This window comes from Lederbergia sp. B243.17 (assembly GCF_057657925.1).
Window position 1 is genome coordinate 63,475 of sequence record NZ_JBWBKF010000055.1, and the last position, 18,512, is coordinate 81,986.

The 18,512-nt window shown below is 47.2% G+C and carries 11 protein-coding genes; 4 read left to right on the forward strand and 7 right to left on the reverse strand.

Annotation, left to right across the window (positions count from 1 at the left end; genetic code table 11):
• Positions 1-315: 315 nt before the first annotated feature.
• From AC0TWI_RS10040 to AC0TWI_RS10055, 4 genes are all read left to right on the forward strand, one after another.
• The gene (locus AC0TWI_RS10040; RefSeq protein WP_488126209.1) at positions 316-2,247 is read left to right on the forward strand and encodes a BglG family transcription antiterminator; all 1,932 of its coding nucleotides are present in this window, start codon (positions 316-318) and stop codon (positions 2,245-2,247) included.
• Between the two features lie 151 nt (positions 2,248-2,398).
• Positions 2,399-4,360, forward strand: coding sequence for a fructose-specific PTS transporter subunit EIIC (locus AC0TWI_RS10045; RefSeq protein ID WP_488126210.1), 1,962 nt, complete (start codon positions 2,399-2,401; stop codon positions 4,358-4,360).
• A gap of 280 nt (positions 4,361-4,640) precedes the next feature.
• The gene (locus AC0TWI_RS10050; protein WP_488126211.1) at positions 4,641-6,614 is read left to right on the forward strand and encodes a methyl-accepting chemotaxis protein; all 1,974 of its coding nucleotides are present in this window, start codon (positions 4,641-4,643) and stop codon (positions 6,612-6,614) included.
• Between the two features lie 303 nt (positions 6,615-6,917).
• Positions 6,918-8,603, forward strand: a complete 1,686-nt coding sequence (locus tag AC0TWI_RS10055; protein WP_488126212.1) for a methyl-accepting chemotaxis protein — start codon at positions 6,918-6,920, stop codon at positions 8,601-8,603.
• A gap of 53 nt (positions 8,604-8,656) precedes the next feature.
• Here the strand turns inward: AC0TWI_RS10055 and AC0TWI_RS10060 are convergent, their stop codons facing one another.
• The 7 genes from AC0TWI_RS10060 to AC0TWI_RS10090 form a co-directional block, all read right to left on the reverse strand.
• Positions 8,657-10,411, reverse strand: a complete 1,755-nt coding sequence (locus AC0TWI_RS10060; RefSeq protein ID WP_488126213.1) for a glycoside hydrolase family 35 protein — start codon at positions 10,409-10,411, stop codon at positions 8,657-8,659.
• A gap of 41 nt (positions 10,412-10,452) precedes the next feature.
• Complete coding sequence (locus tag AC0TWI_RS10065) at positions 10,453-11,268, reverse strand: carbohydrate ABC transporter permease (protein WP_488126214.1); 816 nt, start codon at positions 11,266-11,268, stop codon at positions 10,453-10,455.
• 26 nt (positions 11,269-11,294) lie between these two features.
• On the reverse strand, positions 11,295-12,203 hold the full coding sequence (locus AC0TWI_RS10070) for a carbohydrate ABC transporter permease (protein WP_488126215.1): 909 nt from the start codon (positions 12,201-12,203) through the stop codon (positions 11,295-11,297).
• A gap of 54 nt (positions 12,204-12,257) precedes the next feature.
• On the reverse strand, positions 12,258-13,526 hold the full coding sequence (locus tag AC0TWI_RS10075; protein ID WP_488126216.1) for an ABC transporter substrate-binding protein: 1,269 nt from the start codon (positions 13,524-13,526) through the stop codon (positions 12,258-12,260).
• Positions 13,527-13,617: 91 nt separating this feature from the next.
• Complete coding sequence (locus tag AC0TWI_RS10080) at positions 13,618-14,898, reverse strand: Gfo/Idh/MocA family protein (protein WP_488126217.1); 1,281 nt, start codon at positions 14,896-14,898, stop codon at positions 13,618-13,620.
• A gap of 119 nt (positions 14,899-15,017) precedes the next feature.
• Entirely contained in the window at positions 15,018-16,067 is a 1,050-nt protein-coding gene (locus AC0TWI_RS10085; RefSeq protein WP_488126218.1) for a LacI family DNA-binding transcriptional regulator, read from the reverse strand.
• A gap of 272 nt (positions 16,068-16,339) precedes the next feature.
• Positions 16,340-18,367 (reverse strand): methyl-accepting chemotaxis protein, encoded by a 2,028-nt coding sequence (locus AC0TWI_RS10090; RefSeq protein ID WP_488126219.1) that lies wholly within the window; start codon positions 18,365-18,367, stop codon positions 16,340-16,342.
• Positions 18,368-18,512 lie beyond the last annotated feature (145 nt).

The following is an 18,512-nucleotide window of genomic DNA, read 5'->3' on the forward strand; positions in this document are numbered from 1 at the left end:
ATCATTCACCTCCCCTGGTCTGTCCTTCGCGGCTTTATGCCATCATGCATACTGAAGAGACTGCGGCGTTTACTAAATAAGAAAGCAGCATATAGATCGACGCGGATCGTAAATATGCTGCAGTTATAATTTTTTCCTTACGTATCTCCTCATACGGCGCATTTCCCCTGCGCTCGTTCCATTAAGTCACTATCCTTCATTATAACAAAAATACGGCAGGGTGGGTATGGCCGACGGTTGAATGGGTATTGCATTTGCTTCTCCCATCCGGAATCGTTACACTTTTTATATTAGACCCAGAGTAGGTGCACAGGAATGCTTAACCAACGACAAAAAGATTTATTAAGGCTCTTGCTCATCCATGAATCCGGGGTGCTGCAGGTAAAAGACGTGGCCCATCAGCTCGGATGCGGCGAAAAAACTGTCCGGAATGATTTGGACAGAATCGAGACATATCTGGAAGGCTTTCCAGCTGTTTTGCTGCAGCGCAGGCCGGGGATCGGGATTTCTATCGAGTGCACGGAAGACGACCGCACAAAGATATTGAAGCAGCTGCTCACAAACGAACATAAAACGGCCGAAGAGCGTCTGATGGAAATCGCCTACATAATGCTAACGTCGAACAAAGCGCTCACACTGCAAGAGCTCGCCAAACGCTATTATGTTTCCAAATCGGCAATCAAACTGGATATGGATGCAATTGCAGTCTGGCTGGCACGGTACGACCTTCAGCTCGTTTCCAAACAAGGGGTGGGCAATGTAATCCAAGGTACCGAATTGAAAAAACGCCATGCACTCGCCCATTTATCCGGCATTCTTCCAATCCTTACTACACAGAAAAGCTATGTTTTGGATTTGTTCCTTCCATATGAAATATCGACTGTTCGCAAAGCACTGCTTGAGCTGTCTAAACGATTCAGTCTTCCTTTTACCGACGCAGCGTTAGAGAGCCTCCAGGTTCACACGCTTATCATCATCAAACGCTCACGCCAAGGAGCTCACGTTTTTGTTGAGCCCCAGGAAAAGGAGCGTGCACTCGCTCAAAAGGAATACCAGTACGCCAACTGGCTTTTCAACCGAATAGAGGAGGCTTTCCGGCTATCTCTACCCGAGGAAGAAAAGGTGTATTTTACATGGCTTCTCTTGGGAAGCAAGCGGCTGGATGAAGAGACAGGGGCTGGTATCCACTTAAATGAGGAGGTCCTCCAGCTTGTCGAAGCAATCATAGAAAAAATGGCGAGGCTTACGTTCACTCCCTTTGCGGATGATCCGATATTGCAGCACGGACTGAATGTCCATATGCATGCAGTTATCAATCGGATCCGCTTCGGCTTCCCGATCACAAACCCGCTTCTTGGGACCATCAAAAAAATGTACCCGTATATTTTCAACATGGTCATACTGACACTTGCTGAAATCAAGAACACGTTTAGTATGGATATTCCAGAAGACGAGGCTGCATACATCGTGCTCCATTTCCAGGCTGCAGTTGAGCGGATGCATAACAAAACAGAAACGCGTAAGAAAGCGATTATCGTTTGCCATATGGGAATCGGGATGTCCCATCTCTTGGAAGCAAAAATCGAGCAACGTTATCAAGAGATCGACATTTTGGCATGCATCGGCCAGAGGGAAATGGATGAATATTTGCAGCTTCACGAAGTGGATTTCATCATTTCCACGATTTCGCTGCCTAAAGCGCCAATCAACCATATCGTGATTTCTCCCCTTTTCGGTCCGGATGACAAGATGAAGTTGACCCAGTTTATCAAAGAGCAGGAACGCCGGGAACAAAGTACGGCAGTAAAAAATGTTATTTCGCAATTCCTTTCCGAAGCCCTCGTTTTCTTCCACCCTGAAAAGGAGCACCGGTATGAGATTGTCGAAATGCTGGCAAGAGCACTATTCAACAAAGGCTATGTGGATATAAAATTCATCCACAGCAGTGTACAAAGGGAGAGAAAATCCGCAACTGCCATTGGCGGCGGCGTTGCGATCCCTCACGGCGATCCCGGATTCGTCCACACTTCAGCAATCGCAGTTGCCCTGCTCCCGAAGCCGATGGATTGGGGCACTGAACAAGTTTCCGCCGTTTTTCTGTTAGCTATTTCACCGGACCATCAAAAAGAGATCCGCGGCATTATTGGCCAGATTTCCGCGTTGAGTGAGTCGCCGCAGAAAGTCGAAAACCTTAGCAAATCAGCTGACTATCGATCTTTTCTGCAAATGCTTGGCAATTTGAAATGAAACATAGGGACAATTCCAATTCCGGATTTGTCTCTTTTTGTATTCAATAAAGCGTTTTTACCGCAACTTCCGGTAAGAAAAAGGGAAATCCAACTAGGAATAAAGCGCTATGATAAAGATACGAAATCAATGCAGTTATGGAGGAAAGAACATGAAGAAAGTTTTAGCCGTTACAGCTTGCCCTGTCGGCATCGCCCATACATATATGGCTGCCGAAAACTTGCAAAAAGCGGGCGAAGCTTTAGGTATAGATATAAAAGTGGAGACACAAGGCTCTATCGGCGTGGAGAATGGGCTGACCGAACAGGATATCGCAGAAGCGGACGGCATTATCATCGCAGCGGATAAAGAGGTGCCAAAAGATCGATTTGCCGGTAAGAAGGTAATCGTCACCGGTGTTCAGGATGGAATTCGAAAACCAGAGGAACTGATCAACCGAATTATCAAAGGCGATGCTCCTGTTTACAAACCAGAACTTGCTTCCGCAAGCAAATCATCCGGCGGTAAAAAGAAGGAAAATCCGATATACCGTCACTTGATGAGCGGTGTATCCTATATGGTGCCTTTTATTGTTGTGGGCGGACTGCTGATCGCTTTGGCGCTTACCTTGGGCGGCGAGCAGACCCCTGGTGGAATTGTCATTCCTGAAGGTTCGATTTGGAAACAGATCGAAAGCCTCGGGGCAACAGCATTCATGTTCATGGTTCCAATATTGGCCGGATTTATTGCCGTCAGCATCGCTGACCGCCCCGGCCTTGTTCCAGGGATGATCGGCGGATATATCGCGGCCAACGGCAGTTTTTATGGAAGTGATGCGGGCGCCGGCTTCATCGGCGGAATCATCGCAGGTTTCCTGGCGGGGTATGTTGCGCTCGCCATCAAAAAAATCAAAGTTCCCAAGGCCGTACAGCCTGTCATGCCAATTATTTTTATTCCGATTCTCTCAACTGTCATCGTCGGCATCTTGTTCATCTATGTGATCGGTGCTCCGGTCGCCTCCGTATTTGAAGCGCTGAGCGGATGGCTGGCAGGTATGCAGGGCGGAAGCTCGATTGTCCTGGCGCTGATTCTTGGCGCCATGATCGCTGTCGACATGGGTGGACCATTCAACAAAGTGGCGTTCCTATTCGGCTCAGCGATGATTGGGGAAGGCAACTATGAAATCATGGGCCCGATTGCAGCGGCGATCTGTATCCCGCCAATCGGTCTCGGATTGGCAACCTTCTTAAGCAAGAAGAAGTTCAGCCCAACTGAACGGGAAGCTGGAAAAGCATCCTTCACTATGGGACTATTCGGCATTACAGAGGGTGCGATCCCGTTTGCCGCACAGGATCCGCTTCGCGTAATCCCAAGCATTGTTGTAGGCTCCATGGCTGGGTCTGTCGTTGCCATGCTCGGCAATGTCGGCGACAGAGTCGCTCACGGCGGTCCAATTGTAGCTGTACTTGGAGCTGTCGACAATGTGCTCATGTTCTTTGTCGCTGTTATTGTCGGTGTGGCAGTTACAGTGCTCATGGTTACAGCTTTGAAAAAAACGGTTAATGAAGGGCCGGTCCTCGCCACAGAAGGTGCGCCAGCGCAAGCTTCCCCTATGGAGACTGCTCCAGCAGCTGAGACCGAGCCAGCAGCACAAGAAGAAACCGAGACTGCAGACATTCAGAAACTGACGGATATTACCAACTTGGAATTGGTCGATATTGACCTCAAAGGAAATACCCGCGATGAGGTCATTGATGAACTTGTCGCCAAGTTTGATCAATCCGGCCTCTTATTATCAAGTACTGAGTATAAGCAAGCGATCCTTAACCGAGAAGCTGAAAGTACGACAGGTCTCGGGATGGGCATTGCCATTCCACACGGGAAGTCAGCTGCCGTAAAACGCCCTGCTGTTGCATTTGGCATACAGCGGAACGGTGTCGACTGGCAGAGCCTTGACGGCGAAGATGCCAAGCTGATCTTTATGCTTGCCGTCCCTGAGGAAGCCGCAGGGGATGCCCATCTGAAGATCCTGCAAATGCTGTCAAGAAAGTTGATGGATGAGGAGTTCAGAGAGCAGCTTATCGCAGCTGCATCAAACAAAGAAGCTTTTGCACTGCTGGATACAATTCAATAACTAGCGAGATTTTAAGGAGAGCGCTTTGCGCTCTCTTTTCTCATTTCCGGTATAAAGGATTCAGAAGCAATCCAAGTCGCATTTGCACTTATATTCATGACACCGAGCTATTAGGCGGGATGCTACCAAAGCCTATTCACCTGTTACCCTTGAAATTTTTGTCGTTTTTTGTAGTTTTTGCTTCTTTTTTCTATTCACTTCCCACACTAAGGCGCCGATAAGAAAATGTAAGGATTTATAATTTTTTATCCTTATCTTATTCACATAGCAAAGGGAGCGAATGACATTGTTACAAAGATTAAGCCACATTAAAACCAAACTGATTACTGCATTTTCACTGCTTTTGCTAATTCCCACATCGATAGTCGGGTATCTTTCCTACGAAACTGCCGCCGATGCAGTAAAAAATGAAATTGTCTCTGGTGCCGGCGAAAATGTAAAACTGCTGAACACGACGATTGACAATACCATCCAAGCGAAAATAAAAGATGTTGAAACGCTGAGCGCAGACATCACCTCTTCCCTGTATGACGGGGAAAAGAGCCCTGCCCTCCGCCAGAAATTGGCGCAGTACGCGAAGCTCCATCCGGAAGCGCTAAGCATCTATGTAGGAACGAAAGAAGCTCTCTACATTCAAGAGCCGGTCATCAATGATACGACTACTTACAACCCTCTTGAAAGGGATTGGTATAAGGACGCAATGAATCATGCCGGAGAAATCACGATTTCCAAGCCCTACCCTGACGCAACTGCAGATGCCATGGTAGTGACAGTTGCCAAAACAACAAAGGATCAATCCGGAGTCATCGCTGTCGACATCACTCTTGATTACCTAAACACGCTCGTACAGCAAGTGAAAATCGGGGATAAAGGGTATGCCATCCTGCTCGATAGCGATCAGAAGTATATTTCCCATCCATCTATTAAAGCAGGTACTGCAGCTACTGAGGACTTTTACAATAAAATGTATGATAAAGAAAGCGGGACTTTCGATTACACCCTCAGCGGCGATAAGAAAGTAATGACCTTTATGACCAATAAATTAACGGGCTGGAAAATTGGCGGAACCCTTTATGAATCAACGATCCACGAAAAAGCAAGTCCGATTTTGCGTACTACTGTCATTGTCATTGTCATTTCAATTTTGCTCGGTCTCGCTGCGAGCCTGTTAATCATCAGATCCATCATCAGGCCAATCAAAGAAATGAGGGACAAGGCGATCACAGTAAGCAAGGGAGACCTGACACAAAAAATTGAAATTCGCACGAACGACGAGATAGGCCACCTTGGTGAAGCATTCAACACGATGCAGGAGAGCCTGAGAGCACTTGTTCAAAATATTGAACAAAATACAGAGCAAGTTGCTGCTTCTGCCGAGGAGTTGACGGCAAGCGCCGAACAGACAACGAGCGCTACAGAGCATGTCGCAGAGGCAGTGCAAGATGTTGCTTCAAGCGCCGATCAACAGATGAACAGAATTGAGAAAAATGTCCGCTCAGTAGAAACTGTGACAGACGGAATTTCCCGTATCGCCGAAAGCTCGTCAAAAGTGGCCAAGCTTGCCCTTCATACAAGAGCACAAGCTGAAATCGGCGGGGATGCGGTTACCAATACCGTGAACCAGATGAATTCCATCCATTCATCTGTTGCGGAGTCGAATGAAATGATTCAGTCGCTCTATGAACGTTCCAAACAAGTGAATACGATATTAAGCGCAATTACCGATATTGCTGAGCAGACGAACCTGCTCTCACTGAATGCTGCCATCGAAGCGGCACGTGCAGGCGAGCAAGGCAAAGGCTTCGCGGTCGTGGCAGAAGAAGTGAGAAAACTGGCTGAGCAATCCCAACTTTCCGCTAAGGAGATTTCGGCGATCATCCAAGGCATCCAACAAGATACGGAAACCTCGGTTCATGTCATGGCGCGCGTGACGGAAGATGTCCAGGAAGGCGTCAACGTTTCCCAGGAGGCGATCGAGAAATTCGGACAGATCCTGGCGAGCACACAGGAAATCACACCGAGGATGGAAGAAATTTCAGAGACTGCCCAGAGCGTTCTTTCTGCTGCCCGGGAAGTGAACGAAACGGCCAATGACCTGTCGGCCATCGCCAAAGGCAATGCAGCATCCTCGGAAGAAGTCGCAGCTTCAACCGAAGAACAGCTTGCATCGATGGAGGAAATCACCGCGTCTGCCAAAACCCTCTCCTTGATGGCCGAGCAGCTGCAGGAACTTATTATGAGGTTCAAATACTGAACACTGAAATAGAAAAAGAAAGACACGCCCCGGCGTGCCTTTTCTTTATCTCACCTTTTCGATGACGATTTAATACTATCTTTGCTGAAAATGGATTGTTCTTTTGTTCGCACGATGAAGCTGTACCTTGTTCTAACAGCTTCCTCTCGCCCCTTCCTCAGACCTTTTTTTGCCATTTTTTCTCTAAATTTTTATTACAAACTGTGAATCTGGTTCCGATATAAAAAGTACAGAAGCGAATTTGGCAGGGCTGGCACTATTGCCTCAGGAGCAGCATTCAATTTAGGTCGGGAGGAAGCAGTTATGACCATCAGCAAGAGGATTTACGGCGGTTTTGCATTTGTATTAGTAATTTTATTTTTGTTCTCAGCCTTCAGTCTGTATCAATTAAACACCGTCACAAAACAATACCAGACGATGATTGATTTCCGGATCAAACAGTCAGAGCTTGCGGAGTCAATCCAAAAGGAAATGGCGATGCAGGGCCTGTATATAAGGGCTCATATTTTGGAGAAGAACCAGAGGTCTTTGGATAATCTCGTCGAACACCAGCAACTTTTAAAAGACGCGGTTGCAGAGTTGTCAACCTACGTTCAGGCAAGTGAAATGAGAGACTTGCTTAGCGAAATAACGGTCAACAGCAAAAAATTCGATGAAAGCGCAGATACCATTATCCGCTCTGTAGCGGATAATGACATTCGCTCCGCAGAAAGAGTCATGAACGGACAGGCCCGCGAAGCGAACATGGCCATCCAAAATGCTGCTGCGAAAATGATTGAATTTCAATCAAACCATATGAAAACAGACCAAAAAGCTATCGACGATACAACCGACATGGCAAAACGTTCCGTCATTTTCTCAACAATTACTAATACCGTATTGGCCATCTTAGTAGCCTTTTTCATCGTTCGATCTGTAAAAAGACCGCTTAAGAAGGTAGCAGATGCAGCTGCCAATATTGCAGATGGTGATTTGACAAACGAGGACATTCTCATCCAATCAAAAGACGAGATTGGGGTACTCGCCTCTGCATTCAATACGATGAAAAGAAATTTACGGGGGCTGATCGGCGATATCAACGACAATGCCCTTCATCTGACCTCCTCTGCAAAAGAATTGTCAGCCAGTACACAGGAAGTCTCAAGGGCTTCCCAAGGAATTACTCGTAATATGGATATGATTACAGCCGGCTCCCAAGCTGCTGCTGCCGGCGCTAAGGAAAGCGCAAGAGCAATGGATGAAACGGCATCTGGCGTCCAGCGAATAGCTGAATCCGCCCAGACACTGAATTCGAGCGCCAATGATACGGAAACTCTTGCAGGCGATAGTGAAAGCTCCGTCACACGAGCGAAGGAACAAATGAACATCATCTATCATTCTTCCTTTCGGACAAGCGAGCTGATTCAGCAGCTCAGCAGACAGACCGTTGAAATTGAAGGCATAACAAAAGTAATCACTGAAATTACCGAGCAGACCAATCTACTGGCCCTAAATGCGGCGATCGAAGCGGCAAGGGCCGGAGAGCAAGGAAAAGGGTTTGCAGTGGTTGCCGATGAGGTTCGGAAACTTGCTGAGCAATCGAAAGAATCGGCGCAAAAAATTGGCAGCCTGACGGCAACAATTCAAACGGATACGAAAAACGCAGAGCAAGCGGTAGAAAATACAGTAAAAAATGCGGAACAGGGAGTCAAGGCGTTTGAAGAAGCAGGAGAAGCATTTTCCAAAATTTCAGCCGCTGTCGCCGCTATGCACGACCAAATTGAAGAAATCTCAGCTGCAGCAGAAGAAATCTCTGCAGGTGCCGAAGAGGTCTCTGCTTCTGTCGAGGAAATCGCCGCCTCCGCGGACGATGCCTCCATCCAGAACAGAGAAAATACCGACGCTGTCAAAGAACAAATGACAACCATCGAAGAAATTAACAACGTTGTGCACGACCTTAGCGAACAGGCGATGAACCTTCAGCAAACCATTCAGCAATTCAAATTATAAATAAGGGGCCCCCCACTGCAAAAGCGTCAACGCAGTAGGGGGCCGCCTCTCTTTCAGCCCAGGTTGTGGTTGTTAATAAGGTTAATTTCTGGGCAGGTGGTGCCGTGAATTTCGAAAATGGTAACTTGGTTTTTTCCTTCTTTTAGGAGCGGACCTGGGAGGTAAAGTGTTTGCTGCGGACCTTTTTCCCAGTAGCGCCCCAGGTTGAACCCGTTGATCCAAACGACGCCTTTCGTCCATCCCGGCAGCTCTACGAACGTATCACCGATAGTTTCAACATTGAACTCACCCTTGTAGAATGTCGGTTCTCCACTGGATCTTCCTGCAGATACGCCCGTCTTATCAAACACAACTTTTCCCACATCTCGCAGCGGCAGCGGGTAGATCGTCCAGTCGAACAGGAACTGGTGGGAGAAGCGAACGCCATCCACAATCCCTTTCGGATCCCGCATTTTCGGCCCGTAATTGATACGTCCCATGTTCTCTACCAGAAGATCCAGTTGCACACCTTCTGCCGGTACCTCAACAGGAATCGTCGCATTATCCCAGCGGTCTATGACGCCTTTATACTCGCCGTTCACAAATACAAGCGCACGATCACGAACTCCGAGAATTGAAAGCGGTGCTTCCGCATGAGGCCCCTTTAGGAATGTCCGATACAAAATAAAGCCGTAATCCTGTCCAACTTTTTCCATTGTTTCCGGTCGGATGCAATGCAATGGCTCGCTGATCGTATCCAATGTGGAAAATAGCCCTGCTTTTTCCTCCATTTTTACTGTTCCGTATGCCATTTTGGGGATGGGATCCGGCAAAACGAGATCTCCCAGATCACGTTTTTTGCCAATCGCCGCCCGAACCGCATGGAATTTCGGCGTCAAATCTCCCGTCTCACTGATTGGGCAGTCATAATCATAACTCGTAACAGTCGGCTCATACTTGTCCCCATAATTTGCACCGTTGTAAAACCCGAAATTGGTCCCACCGTGGAACATATAAAAATTGACGGAATCCCCGTTTTCCAACATGGACATAAACGTGTCGGCAGTCTCCTGCGGGTCCCTCGTATGGTGTTCCTCACCCCAATGATCGAACCAGCCATTCCAATACTCCATCACAAAATTCGGCGTTCCCGGGAAGTTTTTCTGTAAAACAGCAAACGCCTCCTCAGGACGCGAACCAAAATTGACAGTCGCAAGCGCCCCTTCCACGGTTCCTCCCTGCAACATCAAGTTGGACGGTCCATCTGATGTAAAAAGCAGCACATCAATTCCACGACTGATCATCGCCTCTTTAATATAGTCCAAATATCGATAGTCATTTCCATAACTACCATACTCATTTTCAATCTGCATCGCGATAATTGGACCGCCATTCGTTTGCTGCAACGGCCGCAGTTTTTCCAGCATCACATCGTAATACCGAGCGATTTTTTCCAAGAATGGTTTATAAAACGAGCGGATTCTCATATTATCATCCGCTAGGAGCCAGGATGGCAGGCCTCCGAATTCCCACTCAGCACAAATGTAGGGGCTAGGGCGGGCAATCACATACAACCCGACACGTTCAGCCGTGCGGATGAACTCCTGCACATCGGCAATCCCGCTGAACTCGAATTTCCCTTCCTCAGGTTCATGCAGGTTCCATGGGATATACGTCTCAACACAGTTGAAGCCGCATGCTTTTAGCTTCAGCAGCCGGTCTTCCCAATACTCTGGAACGATTCTGAAATAATGGATGGCTCCAGAAATAATTTGGATCTTTTCATCCCCCATAAAAAATTCTTTACCCTTTACATTCAGCTTTTTCACAGTTACAACTCCCTCATTTCCTCTTAATTCGATGTATTCTATTAATCTTTCACTGCACCTTCCGCAATATCGGAGATAAATTGCCTGCTTACGATGAGAAACAGCGCAATCAAAGGCAATGTCCCAAGTAGCGTCCCCGTCATGACCGCGGCATGGTCGGTCGCGTGGAGTCCTTTCAGATTGGCCAAAGATACCATTAATGTATATTTCGATGGATCATTCAGCACAATCAATGGCCATAGGTAATCATTCCAGACGCCCATAAAGTTAAAAATACCGAGGAACGCCAATGCCGGCTTCAAAACAGGCAAAGCAACGCTCCAGTACATCCTGTATATCCCGCAGCCATCAATCCTTGCCGCATTAAGAAGGTCATCATGGATAGCACCCTCAGCATACTGCTTGATCCAAAAAATACCGAACGCACTAACGAGTCCTGGTATAATCAGCGCCTTGTAGCTGTCAATCCAGCCAAATTCCTGCATCATGATAAACATGGGAATCAGTGAAAGCTGTGCCGGAATCATCATGGTTGACAAAGTGAAGACAAAAAGTTTGTTTTTGCCTGGAAAGTGGAACTTTGCAAATACAAAACCAGCCAAGGAACTAAAAAACAAAGTAAGGATCGTAGACAGCGTTGAAACAAAAACCGTATTCATTACAGAATGCATGAATGGTATTTCAGAAAAAACCTTCTTTACATTAATGATGAATTGATCGCCAAATGTCCAGGTAGGCGGAAAGCTGTAACTTGCGCTGGAATCATTGGTCGCCATGACGACAAGCCAGTAAAACGGGAATATCGAAGCAACGACACCTGCGAGTAACCCTGCATGCAATAATACTTTCTTTACCATCGTCGCGTTCACCTCCGCTGTTTAGATTAGTTTTTTCGTTGGACGACTTTCCAATTGAAGAGCGAGAAAAGCATAATGATTATAAACAGACCAATTGCGATTGCGGATCCGTAACCGTAAAGGTTTTTGACGAAAGCCTGCTGATATAAATAAAGCACAATTGTCAGTCCTTCTCCCCCGGCACCACCATTATTCCCTACAAGAATCTGCGGCTCTGCGAAAATCTGCATTCCACCGATTGTTGAGGTGACAACGACAAATAACATGACCGGTTGAAGCAGCGGCACAGTAATCCTTGTAAAAATTTGGAACGTACTGGCTCCGTCGATTCTGGCTGCTTCATATAAGCTATTTGGGATCTTCTGCAGTCCAGCGAGGAAAATAATGGCGTTGTAACCGGTCCACCGCCAGATAATCATCGCAGCGATCGCCACTTTTATACCAATAGAATTGTTATGCCAGTCAATTGCATCCAGCCCAAGAAGTGTCAATATATAGTTGATGAAACCGTAATTCGGCGCGAATAGAACACCGAAAACGATAGCCACGGCCACAATTGCTGTCACATTCGGTAAAAAGTACATTGTTTTATAGAAGTTACTAAACTTCAGAAATGCCGAATTCAGCAAGAATGCAACAATCAGGGCGAGCAGCACCATCGGTATGGTTGATATGATAAAAATGATGAACGTATTCACAATGGATTTCCAAAACAGCGGATCTTTCAATAGGAACTCAAAGTTCCGGAAACCGACAAACTCCATCGTGCCTATTCCATCCCAACTGGATAACGCTAGATAAATAGAAAATAGGACTGGAAACACCCCAAAGATTAGAAAGACGATAAAGAAGGGAGAGATGAGTAGATAGGCACCCCTGTTTTTCTTAATCTCTCTCCAAAGTACACCTTTTTGCTTTGCGCCTGCAGTTCTCATTTCTTCACCACCAAAGGAGAAAAGGGGAGCATTTGCTGCCCCCTTTTCAATTTTTTACATGCTGAGGTCTTTCTCGATTTTCGCGAGTGCATCATTCCATGCCTTTTCAGGATCCTTTTTCTTCGTTGAAATCAATTCGAGTTCAGAAGCGAACGCGCTATATACGATCGCTTCTTTCGGCCCTTTATAGGCTTCCTTGATGTTCTTGGCAGACTCGGCAAAGATACTGGTTGTGTTCTGTCCGCCGAAGAACTCTTCTTCCTGATTGATTTCATCGCTTTCAAGCGCTTCCAATGCAGAAGGGAATAAACTCATGTTTTTATACGAAGTGATTTGGTTTTCTGGCGAGTTGATAAATTTCGCGATCTCCACTGCTTTTTCCGGTTGATCTGTAGTGCTCAAGACAGCGAGGAAAGAGCCACCATCGTTTCCGTCACTGATTGGCGATCTTGTCACCTTCCATTTGCCGGATGTAGAAGGAGTTGTGTCAACAATTAGATCTTTTGCCCAAACCGGTCCATCATATCCGACGATGTCTTCGTTATTCAGAGCAGCATTCCATTCCTCGGAAAAAGCTGCGGAGTTCCCCATGACCAGGCCTTTCTCATTCAGTTCTACAACTTTGTCCCAAGCGTCTTTGATATGTGCCTGGTCCCCAATGAATTCATCATTTTCGTCAAAATAACGCTTGTCCAGTTTATTGATCATGTTGGAGAATTCATCTCCCATCGAAGAAACGATATAAGCATTTTGCTTCTCTTTTAACATAGCCAGTACATCAACATAGCCTTCCCATGTACTGAATTTATCCTGAAGCTCTTCAGGCGAATTGGCAATGCCCGCTTCTTTAAAAATATCCTCTCGGTAAAAGAGCCCCGTCGGTGATGTATCCACCGGTACAGCGATCATTTTCTTCCCATCTCCTGTTACAGCCTGGTTCGTTTTCCAAGCTGGATACATCTTCTCCAGGTCCTTGCCGCCATAGTCATAAATGTTTACAAATTTATCTGCATAAGGCAAAAATTCAGACACCCAGATGTTCATTAGCACCAAATCTGGACTATCCTTGCTATTCTTTGTCGACAACAGCGTCGTCAACTTCGTCTTGTAATCGCCACCCGGAGGCAGCTTTTGTGCTACAAGTTCTACATCAGGAAATTCTTCTTTTACCTTTTCAAGGACGCTTTCATCAAGACCCCTATTCCAATACCAGATTGTCAGTTTTCCATCTCCCTTCGAACCTCCGCTGGAAGAAGAACCTCCACAAGCTGCAAGCACCGACATCATCAACACTGCAATTAAAATACCAGCAATTCTTTTCAAACGATTTCCCCCTCAAAGTTTGTTTTATATTTTCACCTTGGCAGTTTACTTGGCCGTTTTAGACCCAGCTTGCGCAAGGGCATTACCTTGTTCATGCGTTTCGTGCCTTCTCTCTATCCAGCACTTTCATATAATACTCATCCAGTTCAATCGACCTCCCGCGCTCTAGGCGTGATTCCTCGGCGGCAAATGCCATCATATGGCTGCGGACCGAGGCGGCCGGTGAGGATTTGCTATCCTGGCGGCCTTGTTTGATGCCGCGGAGAAAACTTCTCATAATACCGTTGTCTCCACCGCCATGACCGCCCGCCGGATTGTCGAACTTGATGATGGTCTCCTGCTTTGTCAGGAAATCAAAGATGGAAATCTCGTTCTCTTCCATATTGCCGCGGATTTCTCCCTTCGTGCCCATGATCTGGACAATCCGCGTCTGCTCCCTCGTGAACCCGCACATGCTGAAGGTCGCCGTTGCTCCGCCCTCGAACTCCATATTGACGACCTGATGATCGACGACGTCATTATCAGACTGATAGACGCATTTCCCGTAAGGAGTTTCGTACAGCGCCTTAATGATTCCCTCATTGGACATGTCCTCGGTGAATTTTCGCGCCCAGCCCCGGCCTTCGCCGAGATAATAACGGCCCGCATGGAATGGGCAATTCTGTTCTGCCGGACAGCCGTCCAGGCAGCGGAGAGGCGCTCCGGGCGGAACATTCTCTTCTTTAAAATGCATCAATGAACCGTAAGAGCTGACTCGTTTGCAGTCCTTACCGATGACAAAGGAAATGATGTCCATATCATGGCAGGATTTTTGCAGGATCATCGGGCTCGTCCGCTCTTTATTGTTCCAATTGCCGCGGACGAAGCTGTGGGACATATGCATCACTTCAACATTTTCATTGAGCTGGAGCGAAGCAATCTCACCGATTTGCCCCGAATCAACAATCTGTTTGATCGTCGACCAGAACTCCGTATACCGGAGCACATGACAGATGGCGAACTGCCTGCCATATTTCTTGGCGGCCTGCTCCATAATCAGGCACTCTGCCGGTTCCGGGGACATCGGCTTTTCCAAAAGTACGTCATATCCTTTTTCGAAGGCCTTGAGCGTCGGTTCGAAATGTTCCCGATCAAGTGTGCAGATGATCGCAATATCAGCAATCCTCGGCTCAATAGCGAGTGCCTCCTCCCAAGAATCGAAGCAAAACTCCGGCGCAATCCCATGCTCTTTCCGGACGTTTTCCCTTCTTTCCTGCCTGGGGTCGGCCACCCCGACAATTTTCAATTCATTCGGGTACTGCAAGGCATATGGGGCATAGGCCCTCGCCCCTCTGTCACCCGCTCCGATTAAAATCGCTGTTAACGCTTTCATGTTGTAATCTCCTTTTTGTAAAGTCACCGGGAAAACCGGAAAACGCACTACGGAAAACAGATTTATATTTTCCCGGTATTATCCAAACGTTTTCCCAATGCGGCTTAAAAAAGAACCTATCAGGTTCGTTTTATTTTTGAAGATTCCCGAATGACAAGGTCAGCCGGCAAAATCGTTTTGACTGGCAGCGTAATTTTTCCCTCTACCATGTCCATCATTACTTTGGCTGCCATTCTCCCGAGCTCGAACTTCGGAATGTCGACGGATGATAGCTGTGGTGATGAATACTTCGCCATTTCAATATTGTCTACCCCGAAAAAGGCGATGTCTCGTGGAATTTCAAGGCCAAACTCAATAGCAGCCCGCATCGCAGCAATGGCCATCATGTCACTTGCACACACCATCGCGGTTGGCAAATCCCCTTTGCCCGCTTCAATCAGCGTCTTCATCTTTTCATAGCTCAAATCCATTTTCCACTTCGTATTGATCACCCATTCAGACCGGATGTCCAATCCTGCCTCCGCCATGGCGGCCCTATAGCCTTTAAAGCGCGGCTCGACTTCCAAATGCTCGGAATCTGAGCCGATCCCGCCGCCGACAAAGCCGATTTTCGTATGGCCCTGCTCGACAAAGTACTCGACTACCTTTCTAATCGATCCTTCGCGGTCAAAGTCTACAATCGCCATATTTCTGTTGCTGTAGTAAAAATCCAAGCCGACTAGCGGTATGTATGGACGAATATAGTCGACAATGCTCTGTTCGATTTCATCAACCAACAGCAGGCCTTCAATGCCAGAATCATGAATGATCTTAAGCAGCAGTGTCTCGTTCTCCAGTTCGTCCTTTGTAATGCTGACCAGGCTGTACCCTTCGGCCGAAAGCCCATCGACAATACCGGTATAGATATCGGCAAAATACGGGTTGAAATCGGCAAATTGCGGGTTTGCCACCCAGCCAACCTTCATCGTCCTTACTGGATCCTTCTGTTGCTGGTTCGTCACCAGATTCCTGGCGTGTTGGTTCGGCGTATAACCGAGCTCCTTCACTGCCTCCCAAACCCTTGCCTTCGTTTCCGGATTTACATTCCTCGTCTGATCATTCTGGATGACCCGCGAAACCGTCGAAATTGAAACTCCCACGTGCTCCGCAATATCCTTAAGTCTAACCACTCACCATACACCTCAAAGCAAAACACATTCTTGAAATTTTTAAACTACTTAGAATATAACGCTTCCAAAACTGCCTGTCAACAAAAAATGGCACCTGGCCTCTGGATCGTCATCCAGATGGCATGTATTATCTTCACAGCATCCGCCAAACACTATCGGATATGGCCAAAAAACCTGAGAGGCCTGGCGAAAAAATTCAAATACTAAAAAGAGGGGCCTGTTCCTCCGTCTCGCTGAGACAGGGACAGGCCCCTTTGTCTTAAAAGGGAGTATTATATTGTGAATTTCGCTGCTGCATCCTGCAATTGAAGGGCTCTCGATGAGGTATCCTCACTCGCTGCTGCGATTTCTTCGAGAGTGGCTGTCTGCTCCTCTGTAGCAGCAGCAATGCTTTCAAAGCTCTCCCGTGCTGACTGGGCAATTTGGTCAACCGCATCAATCATCTCCACCGTCTCTTTCGCCTCAGCAGCTAATCCATGAATGGAGGCAGAAATATTTCTCATTTGCCCGAAAACCTCATTACTGATTCCGGTGATTTCATTAAAGGTTAGCCCGGCCTCCTTCATGACCATTGTGCCTTTTTCCACTTCATCGGTTCCATTGTTGATGGAATCGATCGCTTGTGCTGTGTCTGTTTGGGTCTCCACGATCAAGTCGCTGATTTTGGCAGCCGCCTGATTGGATTGCTCCGCAAGCTTTTTCACTTCATTTGCTACGATTGTAAAGCCTCTGCCATGTTCTCCGGCACGTGCCGCTTCAATCGATGCATTGAGCGCGAGCAGGTCTGTCTGTCTGGAAATTCCGGTTATCACGTCGACGATCTGTCCAATCTCAGAAGACCGTTCCCCGAGCCTGTGCATCATGCCAGCCGCCGCATGTACCGTTTCATTTATCGTATCCATTTGCTCGATCGCCGCATTTACCGCTGCTTCGCCTTGCTTAGCCATCTGGACGGCGGCTTCAGATTTCTCTGCAGCTGACTCTGCGCTGCTGGACACATTGCCGCATGTAGCAGACATGCTTGTAACTTTCAATTTCGCCTCTCCTGTACTTTCCATCTGGCGGGCTGTTCCCGATGCCACAGAATCAACCGATCCGGCAACAAGCTGAGCCGCTTTCGCCGTTTCTTCCGTACTGACATTTAATTGCTCGGACGACGCAGCGACCTGTGTTGCGTTTTCCTGGACGATCCCGATGAGTCCATTCAAGTTTTCCAGCATCCCGTTAAGGTCAGAGGACACTTGTCCAAGTTCATCCTTCGACTGTACAGCGAGCCGGTGAGTGAGATCGCCCGAGGCCACTTTTTTAATAATCTCTGACATATTCCCAAGGTTTCTCAGCATGTATTTTACCAACACGAAAGCGAGCCCCGTCAGCAGCAGTGCTGCCACAGCAAAATAAATCATGAGCTTTGTCGTCATACTTTTTAATGGCGCAAAAACTTCTTTTTGTGTAACCATTGTCGCTACAGACCAGTTGGCGGATTGTACAGGCTCAAAACCGACATAGTAGTCTTTTCCGTCTATGCTCGCTGTCTCCAAACCGTCCTTTCCGGCAACCATGCTTTTTGCAATTGTTCCGAGATCACCCTGTTTTTTCGTCAGAGGCTCTTTCATGACCTGCTCTTCATCAGGATGATAAATGATATTCCCATCCGGTGCCAAAAGAATGCTGTACCCTGTCTCGCCAAGCTTAACCTCTTCCATGATGGAAGGTATCGAATCCAGGAACAGATCGGCTGCCACAACGCCGACCTGCTTGTCGCCTACTCTGACAACCTTCATGACACTCATGATCACTTTTCCAAAAACCTGGTCCATATATGGATCGGTATAGTACAGCCCTTCCGCTTCCGAAACAGGCTTATACCAAGGGCGTTCTGCCAGATCGAAATCTGGGGCGGAGAGGACATCTCCCGTCCCTGTTAAAAAATTCGCCTTTTCACTTGCAACCCAAATCATTGCCACATCAGGATTTTGCTTCTTCATGTCTTCCAATGAAAGAATCATATCTTTGTAATAAGGATTGGTCTTTGCCTCATCACGCGACGCGGCAGACTCCAAATAATGAACGATCGTTTGGTTGCTCGTCACGTCATCAACCAACTTCCCCTTATCCTGAAAGAAGCTATTGATCTGTGCCGCAGCCGAACGGCTCTCGCTCTCCACTTGATCCTCAATATTCTTTGTTAACATATCCTTCGTGTATAAATTTACAATTATACAAGTAAGAGACAGCACAATCACAATCACTACAAATAACACAGCTGATACTTTGCTAGAAATACTTCTAAACTTCATCTTGAATCCCCCGCTTATTCTCTCGACTCCACCAAAAAGTCGGACTTTCTATATATCGGCGGGGCAATCCAGTTATTTATCTACCAAGTCACAGTCCGAAAATTCAAAAAAAGAACCCACCCGACCACATGGAGTTAACATGGCC